Source organism: Xanthomarina sp. (genome assembly GCF_035306705.1).
In the GTDB taxonomy this organism is placed as follows: domain Bacteria; phylum Bacteroidota; class Bacteroidia; order Flavobacteriales; family Flavobacteriaceae; genus Xanthomarina.
The window spans coordinates 1-14,578 of record NZ_DATGNO010000090.1; the positions used below are offsets into that span (position 1 = coordinate 1).

General features: G+C 35.7%; 15 protein-coding genes. 5 read left to right on the forward strand and 10 right to left on the reverse strand.

The genetic code is table 11. From position 1 onward, the window contains the following. Nucleotides 1–727 precede the first annotated feature (727 nt). Nucleotides 728–1,114 carry an START-like domain-containing protein gene (locus VKY47_RS07975; RefSeq protein WP_324311842.1) on the forward strand — a complete coding sequence of 129 codons (387 nt, stop codon included), beginning with the start codon at nt 728–730 and terminating at the stop codon, nt 1,112–1,114. A 54-nt stretch (nt 1,115–1,168) separates the two neighbouring features. Then, complete coding sequence (locus VKY47_RS07980; RefSeq protein ID WP_324311844.1) at nt 1,169–2,014, forward strand: aminotransferase class IV; 846 nt, start codon at nt 1,169–1,171, stop codon at nt 2,012–2,014. On the opposite strand, the gene VKY47_RS07985 is transcribed toward VKY47_RS07980, so the two are convergent. The 5 genes from VKY47_RS07985 to VKY47_RS08005 all read right to left on the reverse strand — a co-directional run bounded on the left by VKY47_RS07985 (nt 2,011) and on the right by VKY47_RS08005 (nt 6,545). Continuing rightward, nucleotides 2,011–2,571: a YqgE/AlgH family protein gene (locus tag VKY47_RS07985; protein WP_324311845.1), complete on the reverse strand. Its 561-nt coding sequence runs from the start codon at nt 2,569–2,571 to the stop codon at nt 2,011–2,013. The genes VKY47_RS07980 and VKY47_RS07985 overlap by 4 nt on opposite strands. Nucleotides 2,572–2,685: 114 nt before the next feature. After that, entirely contained in the window at nt 2,686–2,958 is a 273-nt protein-coding gene (locus tag VKY47_RS07990; protein WP_324311846.1) for an HU family DNA-binding protein, read from the reverse strand. A 196-nt stretch (nt 2,959–3,154) separates the two neighbouring features. After that, nucleotides 3,155–4,102, reverse strand: a complete 948-nt coding sequence (gene fmt, locus VKY47_RS07995; RefSeq protein ID WP_324311847.1) for a methionyl-tRNA formyltransferase — start codon at nt 4,100–4,102, stop codon at nt 3,155–3,157. A gap of 2 nt (nt 4,103–4,104) precedes the next feature. Further along, complete coding sequence (locus VKY47_RS08000; protein WP_324311849.1) at nt 4,105–6,003, reverse strand: RecQ family ATP-dependent DNA helicase; 1,899 nt, start codon at nt 6,001–6,003, stop codon at nt 4,105–4,107. After that, nucleotides 6,003–6,545, reverse strand: coding sequence for an AAA family ATPase (locus VKY47_RS08005; protein ID WP_324311851.1), 543 nt, complete (start codon nt 6,543–6,545; stop codon nt 6,003–6,005). Before VKY47_RS08005 ends, VKY47_RS08000 begins: the two co-directional genes overlap by 1 nt. A gap of 158 nt (nt 6,546–6,703) precedes the next feature. Between VKY47_RS08005 and VKY47_RS08010 the strand changes: the two genes are divergently transcribed. The 3 genes from VKY47_RS08010 to murA all read left to right on the forward strand — a co-directional run bounded on the left by VKY47_RS08010 (nt 6,704) and on the right by murA (nt 9,030). Next, the gene (locus VKY47_RS08010; protein ID WP_324311853.1) at nt 6,704–6,997 is read left to right on the forward strand and encodes a DUF493 family protein; all 294 of its coding nucleotides are present in this window, start codon (nt 6,704–6,706) and stop codon (nt 6,995–6,997) included. A gap of 65 nt (nt 6,998–7,062) precedes the next feature. Beyond that, on the forward strand, nt 7,063–7,710 hold the full coding sequence (locus VKY47_RS08015) for a DUF4290 domain-containing protein (RefSeq protein WP_324311854.1): 648 nt from the start codon (nt 7,063–7,065) through the stop codon (nt 7,708–7,710). Between the two features lie 9 nt (nt 7,711–7,719). Then, nucleotides 7,720–9,030: a UDP-N-acetylglucosamine 1-carboxyvinyltransferase gene (gene murA, locus VKY47_RS08020; RefSeq protein ID WP_324311856.1), complete on the forward strand. Its 1,311-nt coding sequence runs from the start codon at nt 7,720–7,722 to the stop codon at nt 9,028–9,030. Here murA and VKY47_RS08025 read toward each other — a convergent pair. The 5 genes from VKY47_RS08025 to VKY47_RS08045 all read right to left on the reverse strand — a co-directional run bounded on the left by VKY47_RS08025 (nt 9,027) and on the right by VKY47_RS08045 (nt 14,298). Then, on the reverse strand, nt 9,027–10,337 hold the full coding sequence (locus VKY47_RS08025; protein ID WP_324311858.1) for a cryptochrome/photolyase family protein: 1,311 nt from the start codon (nt 10,335–10,337) through the stop codon (nt 9,027–9,029). The two genes, murA and VKY47_RS08025, sit on opposite strands and share 4 nt — an antisense overlap. Nucleotides 10,338–10,636: 299 nt before the next feature. Then, nucleotides 10,637–10,861 (reverse strand): hypothetical protein, encoded by a 225-nt coding sequence (locus VKY47_RS08030; protein WP_324311860.1) that lies wholly within the window; start codon nt 10,859–10,861, stop codon nt 10,637–10,639. 49 nt (nt 10,862–10,910) lie between these two features. After that, on the reverse strand, nt 10,911–12,332 hold the full coding sequence (locus VKY47_RS08035; protein WP_324311862.1) for an SDR family oxidoreductase: 1,422 nt from the start codon (nt 12,330–12,332) through the stop codon (nt 10,911–10,913). After that, a complete protein-coding gene (locus tag VKY47_RS08040) occupies nt 12,332–13,642 on the reverse strand; it encodes an ABC1 kinase family protein (protein ID WP_324311864.1) in 1,311 nt (436 codons plus the stop codon). The genes VKY47_RS08035 and VKY47_RS08040 overlap by 1 nt, the downstream gene beginning before the upstream one ends. Continuing rightward, nucleotides 13,639–14,298: a TetR family transcriptional regulator C-terminal domain-containing protein gene (locus VKY47_RS08045; protein WP_324311865.1), complete on the reverse strand. Its 660-nt coding sequence runs from the start codon at nt 14,296–14,298 to the stop codon at nt 13,639–13,641. Before VKY47_RS08045 ends, VKY47_RS08040 begins: the two co-directional genes overlap by 4 nt. Nucleotides 14,299–14,578: the final 280 nt, after the last annotated feature.

The window sequence follows — 14,578 nt, forward strand, 5'->3', positions numbered from 1 at the left end:
TATTTATCGGTTATGATTCCTATGCTCCCCGCCCGAACGTTCCTTCGGTACGGGCTGGTAACCGACTGAGCTACCTCGCCATTTAATTTTATCATATTTATCGGTTATGATTCCTATGCTCCCCGTCCGAACGTTCCTTCGGTACGGGCTGGTAACCGACTGAGCTACCTCGCCATTAATAATTTTATCATATTTATCGGTTATGATTCCTATGCTCCCCGCCCGAACGTTCCTTCGGTACGGGCTGGTAACCGACTGAGCTACCTTGCCAGAACACCTTCTTAAAAGAATGTGGGATGGCTTGCCATCATTATCAAGTCTTTCAGGATTACTCCCAAAAAGCCCTTTTTAACGGCTGCAAATATAAAAACAAATTCATAGAGAGCAAACATAAGTGCTAATTATTATTCAATATTATTTATTACAGCATCTAAAGCCTTGCAAGGGCTGGTGCTTTAGTGGCTCGTATAAAAAACCAAGTGCTCTTTTATTTTTAAAAACACCTATTAAAACTTGGGCTATTAGGAGCGGTTCTTAAACTTTATAAGCGTATTAACTGCTTAATGTTAGGTCTTAAATGCCTCATAATTATTGCGGTATGTCAAGTTCTTATGTTTTTTCTATCCTGTAGGGGCATTTGTAGGGTTAGAATATTGATTATTTTTAAGAATTGTTTTAAAACCTATTAATTAATGTATATATTGAGCGCCAATAATACAATCTTAAAATGGACGAAAAAATTAAATTTGAAATGGAGTTTCCTATTCAAGCTTCACCTCAATTACTTTACCAATATATATCTACCCCTTCTGGCTTGTCGGAATGGTTTGCCGAAAATGTGAACTCCCGTGGAGAGCTGTTTAAGTTTATCTGGGATGGCGTTGAAGAACAAGCCAAACTAGTAAGTAAAAAAAGTGGCGAACGTATTAAATTTAAATGGTTGGCAGATGAAGAACCATCGTACTATTTTGAAATTAAAATTCAAGTGGATGAAATCACTAAGGATGTGAGTATTATTGTCACCGATTTCTCTGAGGAAGATGAAGTGGAAGGAACTAAGATGCTTTGGGAAAATCAGATATCAGATTTAAAGCAGGTATTGGGTTCTGCTTAGTGGAATTTTACTTTAATAACTTATATTTGTCCCGAATTTATTTCGGGATTTTTTATGGTCAATTTTAACGGAAAACTTACAGACAGCAATCAGATTATTTCAACAGAGAACAGAGGCTTTAATTATGGCGATGCCCTTTTTGAAACCATAAAGGTGTCTCATGGCAAACTCCTTTTTTGGGAAGATCATTACTTTAGGCTTATGGCGTCCATGCGTATTTTACGAATGGAAATCCCTATGAATTTCACCATGGAATTCCTTCAGGAAGAGATTTTGAAACTCTTAACGGCCAAGAATGCCTTAGAGCAAACGCTTAGGGTCAAGTTGTTTATCAATAGAAAAGAAGGCGGCTTGTATTTGCCTGAAACGAATGATGTGGATTATATAATATCTTCGAAACCTTTGGATTCAGATTTTTACCTTTTAAATGACACAAGCTATCAGGTAGATTTATTTAAGGATTTTTATGTGGCTCCTGGGTTGTTATCTACTTTAAAAACAAATAATAAGGTGTTGCATGTTGTGGGAAGTATTTATGCCAAGGAAAATAAGCTACAGAACTGCTTTCTTTTAAATACCAACAAACAGGTGGTTGAAGCTTTAAACGGAAATCTGTTTTTGGTAACTGGCACCGTTATAAAAACACCGCCTCTTTTAGATGGTTGTTTAAAGGGGATTATGAGAAAACAGCTGATGGAAATTATTAAGCAGATGCCCGAATATACCTTGGAGGAAGCCTCTATTTCACCTTTTGAAATTCAAAAAGCAGACGAAATTTTTATTACAAACGTCATTACCGGTATTCAACCCATAAGCCAGTATAGGAAGAAAATATTTACTAATGAGGTTGCTAAAAGCTTGCTCCAAAAGCTGAATGTTAAGATGAGATTGGCCGTTTAATTGGCGCTGGGATTTTCGGGCGCATTGCACCAAATACTATATTCTTCACCTAATTCTACCATTTTTTCTTTCCAGAAAAACTGGTAATCTTTTTCAATGATGGCTTTTTTATAGATATTTTCTGTAACGACCCACGAATTGATTTTCAGTTCGTCTTCCAACTGGTCCGTTTCCCAACCCGAATAACCTAGAAAAAAGCGAATGTGTTTTTCACTTAATTCGTTTTTCGCAATAAGTTCGGCCACCTTGTCAAAATCGCCACCCCAATAGATTCCTAAGGAAATCTCGATACTATTAGGTATGAGTTCGGGTACTTTATGGATAAAGTATAGATTATCCTGTTCTACGGGGCCGCCATTGTAAATTTTAAACCTGGCTTTTATTTCAGGAATCAAGTCTTGAATGGTGTAGTCCAAAGGTTTATTTAAAATAAAACCTATGGAGCCTTCTTCTGTGTGATCTGCCAGTAATATGATGGAACGATTAAAAGAAGAATCTCCTATTATGGATGGTTCTGCTATTAACAAATCACCTTTTTTGGGTTTGATTGTAATCATAGCTTAAGAGGATTAATATTTAAATGTAATAAATATTTTTTTAACTACAAATAGATATAAATAAAAAAAGCCCTCGTAATCACGAAGGCTTCCTAAAATTTTTAATGAGTAAACTTAGTTTACTGCATTTGCTAAATCTGATCCAGCTTTAAACTTAACAACTTTTTTAGCTTTAATTTGTATTGTTTTTCCTGTTTGAGGGTTTCTTCCTTCTCTTGCAGCTCTTTCAGATACTGACCAAGATCCGAATCCTACTAAAGAAACTCTATTGCCTTTTTTCAAAGCTCCTTCAATTTCGGTAAGAGCACTCTCTAATGCTTTTTTTGCAGCTGCTTTAGTAATTCCAGCATGTTCTGCCATTGCATCGATTAAATCTGATTTGTTCATAATTTAAGTTTTAATTATTAATAAATTGTTGGTTAAACATTCGTTTATTGTTAAATCCATTACAAATTTATACGGATTCTTAAACCATGCAAGTAATGACAAGGGAAATTCGCCATATTGTTAATAACTTATTGCATTTGTTAATAAAGCTAGTGCATTTCATCGGATATTTTACAATATCAACAAGAATGAGGGTTTACAGCACTTTTGCAAAGGCTTCGAATGCATATCCATTTAAAAGGGATTTTGTATCCATTTTTCGCTTTCCGGGAAGCTTTAATTCCTGGATATTTATAAAGCCCTCATTTACTGCTACTTTAATGTCTTTTTTAGTGACTACCAGTTCGCCTATGGCTAATTGGTGAGTTTCCTTTTCAATTTCCGAACTATATATCTTGACCTCTAAGGTTTCATCGCCATTTTTTAAATAGGTCCATGCTGCTGGATATGGACTCAAGCCTCGAATTTTGTTGTAAATATGGGTCAAACTGTCCGTCCAATCTATTTTGCAATTGTCTCTATCCAGTTTATTTGCTGTTTTGCTGCCTTCTGTTTTTGGTTGTGCTTGGGTTGTTACGCTCTTGGTTGCAATAAGATTTACTGTGTCTAAAACAAGTTCGCTCCCGGCATGCATTAGTTTATCATGTAAGATTCCTGCGTCGTCTGTAGTTTCTATAGCGATTTCTTTTTGAAGGATGATTTCACCTGTATCTATTTTTTCATCTATAAAAAAGGTTGAAACTCCAGTTTTTGTTTCACCATTTATGATGGCCCAATTAATAGGTGCAGCACCTCGATAATCTGGCAATAGGGATGCATGCAGGTTAAACGTGCCATATTCCGGTAACTGCCAAACCACTTCTGGCAGCATTCTAAATGCGACTACAATTTGTAACTGGGCGTTTAAGGCTTTTAATTCTGCTATAAAGTCTTCGTTTTTTAAGTTTGTAGGCTGCATGATGTGAAGGCCTTGCGATTGGGCATAGACTTTTACAGCACTTTCATTTAGTTTTCGTCCTCTGCCTGCAGGTTTGTCTGGAGCCGTAATAACACCAACAACTTGATGGTTTTTTTCTATCAAGGCTTTTAATATGGTTACCGCAAAATCGGGTGTTCCCATAAATACTATTCTTAAATCGCTCATATTTAATTTAATTTGTAGGTGTTTTTAGTGGTAATGCTAATTAATTCGTGCTCCAACAGCAGTTGTAACCCGATTTTTAAGTGGGCTTCCGAACAAGATACCACTTGTATTAATTCTCTCGAACTTAAATTGCCAGAACTTAAAGCCTGTAAGATTTCTGTTTGAATTTGTTTTTGGTCCGGTTTGTTCTGTTTTTTATTTTTGAGGATGCACACCGAACAAATGCCGCAATCCTTGACGTTTTTTTCTCCAAAATAGGAGAGGAGCTGCACGCTTTTGCACGTTTTATCGTTTTCTATATAGTTAATGACAGAATGTACTTGATGATGCTTCAGCTTGTTTTGTGCCTCTATATAATGTGAAATTCGATTAATGGCATTGTCGTCTTCCCGTGGTTGCAGATAGGTTATTTCGGAATCTGTGGTCGACAGGCTCAAGGTAATAATCTCATCTTTCTCCAATTGTTTTAATGCCGAAAATAGGCGTTCTTCAGAAACAGACGCTTTTTCTGAAACCAATAAACTATTTATTTTAATGTCGTTTTCAAAAATACCGCCATAGGTTCTTAGGATGGTTTTAACTATGATGGCCAATTCTGGATGGGTTTCTAAATATGAAAACAGCGATTTATTACTAATAATAAACTGAAGACTTGTTTTTTTGTTGAACTGTTTGGATAAGGTAATTATACTTGTTCTATCCAGTAGTTGCAAGGTGTTATAGGTAATTGTGCTAGGTAATTGATAGGTTTTGCAAAAGGCATTAAAATTAAAATCGTATAAGATGTTTTGTCCTTCGCCATACGATATTTGAAAGTAGTTGCTTAATTTTCTATAAATGTGCTTCACGTCCTGGATGCTCGGCAACGTTTCTAGAAACTGGTTTTTAATTTGAAGCACGTCACTTTTATTTTTTAAAATAACCGCAAAGGCCTTATCGCCATTTCTTCCTGCACGTCCGGCTTCCTGAAAATAACTTTCTATGCTTTCGGGTAAATTAATATGAATTACCGTTTTAACATCCGGTTTGTCAATGCCCATTCCAAAGGCATTGGTGGCAATCATGACTTGTTTTTGATTGTTGATCCACTGATGTTGGTTCGCTTCTTTTAGTTTATTCGATAACCCGCCATGATAGGTGGTGGCTGAAATTCCCTTTTTATTCAAAAACTCCGAAATTTCCAAAGTCAACCGTCGGCTTCTTACATAAACAATAGAAGACTGTGGGTTTTTCTTTAAAATGGTTTCCAACCGGTAATGCTTGTCGTCTTCATCAAAAGTCATATAAGCCAAGTTGGATCTTTCAAAAGATTGCTTGAATATTTTAGGTTGAATAAAGTCCAGTTCCTTTACAATATCCTGTACCACTTCGGCCGTGGCGGAAGCCGTAAGAGCGATGCAGTTGACCGTGGGCTTGATTTGTCTAAGCAGTTCAATGTTTTTATAAGCCGGTCTAAAATCGTTTCCCCATTGCGAAATGCAATGCGCTTCATCTACAGCTATTAAATTAACGGGCATTTGTTTGATCCTGTCTTGTACCAATTCCTGCTGCAACCGTTCTGGAGACAAATACAGAAACTTATAATTGCCATAAATGCAGTTGTCCAACAAGGTATCGAGTTCGTTGTATGGAATGCCACTTGTAATGCTTAAGGCTTTAATTCCTTTTTGTTGCAAGGCGTTTACCTGGTCCTTCATTAAAGCGACTAGGGGAGAAACCACAATACAAATACCCTCTTTTGCCAAAGCAGGAATTTGAAAACACATCGATTTACCTCCTCCAGTTGGCAACAAGGCAAAGACATCTTCCCCTTGTAAAACCGCTTCAATAATTTCTTCTTGAAGGGGTCTAAATGAGGTGAAGTTCCAATACCGCTCTAATATGTTTATGGGATGCTGCATTACAACGCTTTTAAAGTGTCCAACAGGTAATCTACTCGGTTTTCAACCGTATCGAAGGGAATGTTTATTAAATTATAATGGTATTTTTTATAGGTATGCAGTAATTGCTCGTGTATTTCCAGAGATTGTTCGAAGTTTTCATACCGTTCGCTATCGCTAATAAAAATCTCTTGCCAAGGAGCCAACACATACACTTGGGTATATTTACAGTTTTTACAGGCAGAAATAAAGTCCTCTGGGTAGGATTCGTCGGCAAAATCCATATATGCCAAAACGTCTGGCACGCCTCTGTCCAAGAAAACCAGATCGTTTTCTAGTTTTAAAGCGTCCTCATATTGCTTGATCCGACCCTCCAAAAGCTTTTTGCTAAACAAGAATGGTTCACTTAAAAAAAGCTGTTCTACCCCTTCTTTTCTAGCCTCAAGAGTTATTTGCCTAGAAACTTCTTCTAAGCAGGAGTACCCTCTTTTGGTTAATTCGTTAATTAAAGATGTTTTTCCAGTTCCTGGTCCCCCAGTAATTACAATTCTATTCAAACTCAAAATTGGCAAGGTTTTGGCTGTAAAATTCGTGATTTTAATCTTAAATAAAAAATGCTAGGGAAATAGTATCTTTACAAATCCTAAAAATCACGAATAAATGCTTATTTTATGTGGTTGACATACGGATTTTTTAAATATACAGACAAGAAGCAATAGATATGGACGAACAGAAAAAAACAGAAGAATTTTACACCAAATTAAAGTCGCAGTTATACGACACCTCTTCTTGGCCGACAGAATATTTATACAAATTCATAGTCAAGTCGGAATTAGATAAGGTAGCAGAAGTACAAGCTCTCTTTAACAACATTGGAGCGGTTATTAGAACCAAGGAGTCTAAAAACGGCAATTATACCAGTATTTCTATTAGTGTAAAAATGAAGGGTCCAGAGCAGGTAATCGAAAAATATAAAGAAGTAGCAGAAAAAGTGGAAGGCGTTATTAGTCTTTAATTATTTTTCGTACTTTGCACGTGCATAATTAACTTCATGCAAAAATTAAACACCACACATTTATTTTGATAGATAATTTAGAGTACAACACAGAACGTGAACATTTAATCATTCCTGAATATGGACGTCATATGCAGAAAATGATTACGTATGCAAAAACACGTGAAACCAAAGAAGAACGCAATAAAGTAGCCAAGGCCATTATCTCGGTTATGGGAAATCTACAACCACATTTACGCGATGTACCAGATTTTCAGCATAAACTATGGGATCAATTGTTTATTATGGCCGATTTTGATATTGATGTCGATTCGCCCTATCCAAAACCTTCCAGAGAAGAATTATATGCCAGTCCCCAACCTTTAAAATACCCACAAAACCATCCAAAATATCGATTCTACGGAAACAATATTAAGACCATGATTGATGTGGCTTGTACTTGGGAAGATGGAGATTTAAAGGAAGCGCTGATTTACACCATTGCAAATCACATGAAAAAGAGTTTCTTGAATTGGAATAAAGATACCGTTGAAGATGATGTTATTTTTAACCATTTACGGGAATTATCTGATGGTAAAATCAATCTTAAAAATGAGGATGAAGATTTAACAGATGCCTCAAGTTTAATGAGAAGTGCCAAGAAATACACTACGACTACCAAAAAGGTACATCATAAAAAAAGCAGTACAAACAGAACAAGAAAACGTTATTAACCTAAACGTATGGGAATTTTTAAAATTGAAGGAGGACACCAATTAAAAGGAAAAATCCAGCCTCAAGGAGCAAAAAACGAAGCTTTACAAATATTATGTGCCGTCTTGCTAACACCCAAGTTAGTAACCATCCACAATATTCCTGATATTGTTGATGTTAATAAACTGATAGAATTACTTATAAAACTAGGCGTTGAAGTTACTAAAATCGGCACGGGATCTTACACATTTAAAGCGGACAAGGTACATTTAGAATATTTAGAATCGGACGCATTTAAAGAAGATGGAAGAGGTTTAAGAGGTTCTATCATGATTGTTGGACCCCTTTTGGCGCGTTTTGGAAAAGGTTATATTCCTAAACCGGGAGGTGATAAAATTGGAAGAAGAAGATTAGATACCCATTTTGAAGGCTTTATTAATTTAGGAGCCAAATTTAGATACAATAGAGAAGATCATTTTTACGGTGTGGAAGCCAAAAGACTTAAAGGAGCTTACATGCTTCTTGATGAAGCTTCTGTAACAGGAACAGCAAATATAGTTATGGCTGCTGTTTTGGCCGAAGGCAAGACCACCATTTATAATGCTGCTTGCGAACCTTATTTACAGCAATTGTGTAAAATGCTTAATCGCATGGGAGCAAAAATTAGCGGCATTGGTTCCAACATGCTTATTATTGAAGGTGTTGAAACGCTAGAAGGGACTGAGCATAGAATGCTTCCAGACATGATTGAGATTGGAAGTTGGATGGGTCTGGCTGCTATGACCAAAAGTGAATTGACCATTACCAATGTGAGTTGGGACGATTTGGGGCAAATTCCAGATGTTTTTAGAAAATTAGGAATTACCGTAGAACGTCGTGGTGACGATATTTATATTCCAGCCCATGTAGATGGCTACGAAATACAAAGTTATATAGATGGTTCCATTTTAACCATTTCCGATGCGCCTTGGCCCGGATTTACACCCGATTTACTGAGTATTATTTTAGTGGTGGCAACCCAAGCAAGAGGCAGTGTTTTAATACACCAAAAAATGTTTGAAAGCCGTTTGTTCTTTGTGGACAAATTGATTGATATGGGTGCTAAAATCATTCTTTGCGATCCGCATCGAGCAGTAGTTATTGGCCATGATTTTAAGTCGCAGTTAAAGGCAACGACCATGTCTTCGCCAGATATTAGAGCAGGAGTGTCTTTATTAATTGCCGCACTTTCGGCAAAAGGAACGTCTACCATTCATAATATCGAGCAAATAGATAGAGGGTATGAAAATATCGATACCCGTTTACGTGCTATTGGTGCTAAAATAGAAAGGCTGGCCTAAGTATTATTTAAGGCTTCTTTATAAACTTTTAAGCAACGTTCACGCGCTTCCTTATGGTCAACCATAGGAGTCGGGTAGGTGAGTTCCTGAAATTCTGGTACCCATTTGGAAATATATTGAAGGTTTTTATCGAACTTCTCTATTTGCGTGGTTGGATTAAAAATCCTGAAATATGGCGCTGCATCCACACCACAACCAGCAACCCATTGCCAGTTTCCTATATTGCCTGCCATGTCGTAATCGTGAAGTTTTTCGGCAAAATAAGCTTCTCCCCAACGCCAATCTATGAGTAAATGTTTGCATAAAAAACTTCCAACCAACATGCGCACCCGATTGTGCATAAAACCTGTTTGATTGAGTTGTCTCATCCCCGCATCCACTAAAGGATATCCTGTTTTGCCTTGACACCAAAGCTCAAATTCCTGTTGGTTATTTCGCCATTTGATTTGATCGTATTGAGGTTTAAAACTCCTATGGACCGTTTCAGGAAAATGCCATAAGATTTGCATAAAAAACTCTCTCCAAATTAATTCTTGCCAAAAAATCTCGTTGGTTTCCGCACACGCTTTTTCTACTATTTTACGAATGCTAACTGTTCCGAAACGTAAATGGGGTCCTAATCTAGATGTGCTGTCCTTGAATGGGAAATTTCTAGTGTCCTCGTAGGTTTGAATGACATGGGAATTGACTTTATACGCTTCTATTTTCTGTTGAGAAGGTGTAAAGCCCAAAGCTTTTAAACTCAGATTAGGAGCCGCTTCTATTTGATGTAAGTTGTGAAGTAAACTGTTGGTGTTATGGGTTTCTAATGTTTTCTCTTTAAACTTGGCCTTCCAGGTTTTCATATAAGGCGTATAAACCAAATAAGGTTTGCCGTCGCTTTTTACTACCTCGTCTTTTTCAAAAATGACTTGGTCTTTAAAGCTTTTAAAATGGATGTTTTTATTTGAGAGAAAACCTTCTATTTCAGCATCCCGGTCTTTGGCATAAGGCTCATAATCGTGATTGGTATAAACAGTAGCTATTTGATATTGGCCTACTAATTCTTTAAAAATATCCAAAGGTTTTCCTTGATACAAACAGATATTACTGTGGTAATTAGTCTGTAAATTTTCTTTTAAATTTTGAAGGGTATTGTATATAAAAGTCACGCGAGCATCGTCTATAGGAAGCTCGTCTAAAATGTCTGTGTCAAAAATAAAGATGGGGAGAACGGGATGATTTCCGTTTAAGGCTTCATATAAACCTACGTTATCATCTAGACGCAAATCTCTTCGAAACCAAAAAAGGTTGATTGTTTGTGGCATAGATTATAAAGAGGTATTCTGTTTTTTATTTAATTCGTACTACCAAAAAAACACACCAAACCGATGGCTTGGTGTGTTTTCTGTAGTTGATTTTTTACAAATCGGAAGAGACCATGTTAGATTTTCAACAACAAAGTTAGGCGTGCTTCTACTTATAGTATGAACCCTAAATTTGGTTCGCTAAGTTTTTTAGAATGGCGATGCCAGTAACCTTACTTGCCCTGAGGAGCCTGTACGTTTTAATCTAATTAAGATGTCTTCAATGACATAAGTTTAAGAACGTTTCTTAAGTTTTTTACTTAAGCTGTTAAAGGTCTCCCTTTAAGACGTTTTTCCACCTTTTGTTTCATGGCAGTAAGACGTTTCATGACATCCATGATCTTTTCGTCTTTCTTCGTTTTGTATATTTCATTTAAACCAAGTATGAGCGATTTAGCTTCTCTTGAAATTTCAATGCGATCGCTTGTAGATAGAGATCTTAAACTTGTTTTCTCAAATTCTAAAGCTTTGTCTATAAGTTCCATAATTTTAATTGTTTTAATAATTTTTAATCAATAGTTAAAGGCATAGTTTTTATGCGCTTAATTTTTTTATCATTCCGTTAAAAATCAATCCATGGAATGGTAATACACTGTACCAATATAGTCTACCGGCTAGACCACGAGGTCTAAAGGTAGCTGTTTGTTTTAACAGGTTGTTTTCAATTTTAAATTCCAGCCAAGCTTCCCCTGGCAATTTCATTTCAGCATAGAGTAGGAGTCTTTGCTGTATTTTATCGGCATAAATAACCCGCCAAAAATCTAAAGCATCTCCCGAATCTATTTCTGTTACATTGGTTCTTCCGCGTCTTAAACCAATACCTCCAAAAATCTTATCCAAATGGCCTCGGAGTTTCCAAAGCACATTGCCATAATACCAACCTGTTTGTCCACCAATAGCCCATATTTTATCTGTGGTTCTATTGGAATCGACTACTTGATGTTCTTTATAATCTGTAAAGCAGCCATAGGTAGGAACATTTATATAATTGTGGAAACTGCTTTTTAAACGCCCACTGCTTATAAAGGAATCTTTCCAACTGGAAACAATACTATTTTGTTCTATTTTTTCGAAAGCTAATTTTACAGCTTCCTTGTAAGTTAACGGTTCTACATTTAATATATTATTAATATCGCTCGGTTTTCCAATAATTTCGACACCCATACTGTCTACTAAATTAGAGGCTAATTTATAGGAGGTGGATGTTACAAAATACAGCCAATACGATGATAGTTTTGGCGTCATTACCGGAACGGTTATAATATGTCTATTTAAGTTTCGTACCTCTGCAAATTGCAAAAGCATTTGTTTATAGGTTAAAACTTCTGGTCCAAAAACATCAAATGCTTTGTTGTAAGTCTCAATGTTTCCAGCACTTTTCGATAAAAAGGCTAACACATCGCGTACGGCCAAAGGCTGAGTTTTTGTATGCAACCATTTAGGAGCAATCATTACCGGGAGTTTTTCTACCAGATCCCTTATAATTTCAAAGGATGAACTTCCAGAACCAACAATTATTCCCGCTTTAAAAACCGTTAAAGCATAGTGTTTAGATTGTAATGCATTCTCTACATTTTTACGTGACTTAAGATGCTTAGAAAGTTTGGTATCGTTGGTAATTCCGCTTAAATAAATAACCTGTTTGGCCTCTGTTTTTTCTATTTGCGATTTAAAATTGAGCGCACAACGTTCTTCCAAAGCTTCAAAACTACTGGAATCATTAGACATAGAATGTATTAAATAATATACAACATCTATCTTATTTGGTATTTGTTCTAAGGTTTCAGGTTTTAAAAAATCAACTTCCACAACATCAATATGCTCATTATTTAGGTAGCTTTTGTCTGCGCGTAATTTATCTCGAACAGCACAAATCACATGATGTCCTTCATTTACTAATAAAGGAATCAGTCGTTTGCCAATATAGCCAGTTGCGCCTGTTACGAGAATTGTCATTATAACGAATTAAAGTTATTAATTATGACATTTTTTGCCTTTAAATCGAACATGAGGTTATAAAGTCCAAAAAACGTTCTATTCATATAAATAAAATGTTTAGAACCTCGATTGGCATTATATTTTCTTATTTGCGAGTTTTTTGAATATTGCTCGCCCAATTGCGCTATTTTTAAAAAGAAATCATCGTTAGAGAAATCGAACGTGTCATCCTGAAGCGGCTGTGAAAACAAACTCAGCATGTCGTGAAACATCTTCGTGAAAAACACTTTTTCTTCTTCGGAATCTTCTGGTTTTAAAATTTCTAATTCGTATAATTTTGATATAAAAATATCTTCATTGTTAATATTTTCCTTTTTGGCCAATTCAAAATAAGGTTTGTAAAACTCTTCTGGAATGGCTTTTACACAACCAAAATCCAATGCAATAAGATCTGCTTCCTTAGAAATTAAAAAGTTTCCAGGATGTGGATCTGCATGGACTTTCTTTAGTTTATGGATTTGATACATGTAAAAATCCCATAAGGCTTGTCCTATTTTATCAGCTTTATCTTGATCTGTATTGTGGTTGGTGAATTCTGATAAGTGTTCACCCTCCATATAATCCATAGTAATGATTCTATCCGAAGATAACTCCTTGTAATATTTAGGGAATTTCAAATTAGGAATATGCGCGCACGCATTTGCAATTTCCTGACTTTGCTCAACTTCTAAAATATAATTGGTTTCCTCGATAAGTTTGGTTTCAACCTCTTTAAAATATTTGTCGGAATCTTTCCCTTTGATATTGAACATACTCATGGCTACGGGTTTTACCATGGCCAAATCGGATGCAATACTATCTGCAACTCCAGGATATTGGATTTTTACCGCAAGTTTCTTTCCATCTTTTTCCGCTAGATGTACCTGTCCAATACTGGCAGCATTTATAGATGTTGCATTAAAACTATCGTATAACTCATCTGGTGTTTTGCCAAAATATGTTTTAAAGGTTTTAAGCACTAATGCCGGCGATAACGGTGGTACGGAAAACTGCGACAAGGAAAATTTTTCCACATACGCTCTAGGTAAGATGGTTTTTTCCATGCTTAACATTTGCGCCACTTTTAAAGCACTGCCTTTAAGTTGCTTTAAGCTATCATAAATATCGTCTGCATTGTTTTTGTTCAGGCGTTCTTTGGCTTCCTCTTGAGGATTAACCATTTTATCGCCGTAATATTTAATATAATTGACCCCAACTTTAGCTCCAGTTGAAACTAGTTTGGAGGCCCTTTGAATTTTAGTAATAGGAATTTTATCTATCGTCTTCATAGAGTCATATTAGCTTTTTCTTTAAATAAAAACTTTCCGAGATCGAGAACGCTTTTTAAAGGGGTAATTTGAAGCACATCAAAACTGGTGTTCACCGACTTTTCAATAAAAATGTCTGTTTTCTCAAAGGCAGGTGAGCTGTCTTCCATCCAAAACTTAAGTGTTATCAATAACTGGACCCAAGCAGACTCTTTTAGAGCTTTCTTTTGGATTTGTTCGATTTGCTTTTGTTTAACATCTAGAATTTCAATATTTAAAGATTCAATATAACTTGTAAAACTGTGTCTTAATTTAGATAGCAACCTCAGGTTTTTAAGTTGGTTTTTATCTTGTTCTAAAATAAACATGACAAAACTTCTGTTTGCCGTTAAATTCTCAAAAAACGTAAAATAGAAACTAAGAAGTTTGTTTCTGGTATCGAAAGCAGTATAATCCTCACTCTTATTTAAAACCTGTAGTGAATTCTCGAAAAACGTATTAAAAACATCCTTCTCTAAAACTTCAAAAGAAGCAAAGTGTTGGTAAAAATCTTGCTCGTTAAGTTTGTTTTCTTTTGAAAATAGATAAACTGAAGCTGGTTTCTTATCATGTTCCAGTACATAGTTCATGTACAGAGTCATAATGTCTTCGCTATTAAGTGTTTTCTTTTTTGCCATGAGTACAACTATTTTTACAAAGATACAAAATGTCTAACTTTAAATGAAGTAAATTAGACAAAATTAACGTTTGTAAACTGATGTTCAGTAATAAAGACAAAATTTATTGAGGATACAAATCTTTAACCAAATTTTGGCAATTGCCCCTTCTTTTAAACAGCCTATTTTTCTGATTTGTAATGGAAAATAAGAAAGCTAAAGCGCTGAAAATTAATGAGTAATCAGTTGCTGATGGAGCAAATTTTTTGCTAAGCGGTGTTGTCCTGAAGTAAGCTACAGA

What these genes read in the sequence shown, in the direction of transcription:
- VKY47_RS08040 (WP_324311864.1), bottom strand. Translation starts at nt 13,642, where the DNA reads ATGAAGACGATAGATAAAATTCCTATTACTAAAATTCAAAGGGCCTCC.
- VKY47_RS08000 (WP_324311849.1), bottom strand. Translation starts at nt 6,003, where the DNA reads ATGCAGCATCCCATAAACATATTAGAGCGGTATTGGAACTTCACCTCA.
- VKY47_RS07975 (WP_324311842.1), top strand. Translation starts at nt 728, where the DNA reads ATGGACGAAAAAATTAAATTTGAAATGGAGTTTCCTATTCAAGCTTCA.
- VKY47_RS08035 (WP_324311862.1), bottom strand. Translation starts at nt 12,332, where the DNA reads ATGACAATTCTCGTAACAGGCGCAACTGGCTATATTGGCAAACGACTG.
- VKY47_RS07990 (WP_324311846.1), bottom strand. Translation starts at nt 2,958, where the DNA reads ATGAACAAATCAGATTTAATCGATGCAATGGCAGAACATGCTGGAATT.
- VKY47_RS08025 (WP_324311858.1), bottom strand. Translation starts at nt 10,337, where the DNA reads ATGCCACAAACAATCAACCTTTTTTGGTTTCGAAGAGATTTGCGTCTA.
- VKY47_RS07985 (WP_324311845.1), bottom strand. Translation starts at nt 2,571, where the DNA reads ATGATTACAATCAAACCCAAAAAAGGTGATTTGTTAATAGCAGAACCA.
- VKY47_RS08045 (WP_324311865.1), bottom strand. Translation starts at nt 14,298, where the DNA reads ATGGCAAAAAAGAAAACACTTAATAGCGAAGACATTATGACTCTGTAC.
- VKY47_RS08010 (WP_324311853.1), top strand. Translation starts at nt 6,704, where the DNA reads ATGGACGAACAGAAAAAAACAGAAGAATTTTACACCAAATTAAAGTCG.
- fmt (WP_324311847.1), bottom strand. Translation starts at nt 4,102, where the DNA reads ATGAGCGATTTAAGAATAGTATTTATGGGAACACCCGATTTTGCGGTA.
- VKY47_RS07980 (WP_324311844.1), top strand. Translation starts at nt 1,169, where the DNA reads ATGGTCAATTTTAACGGAAAACTTACAGACAGCAATCAGATTATTTCA.
- murA (WP_324311856.1), top strand. Translation starts at nt 7,720, where the DNA reads ATGGGAATTTTTAAAATTGAAGGAGGACACCAATTAAAAGGAAAAATC.
- VKY47_RS08030 (WP_324311860.1), bottom strand. Translation starts at nt 10,861, where the DNA reads ATGGAACTTATAGACAAAGCTTTAGAATTTGAGAAAACAAGTTTAAGA.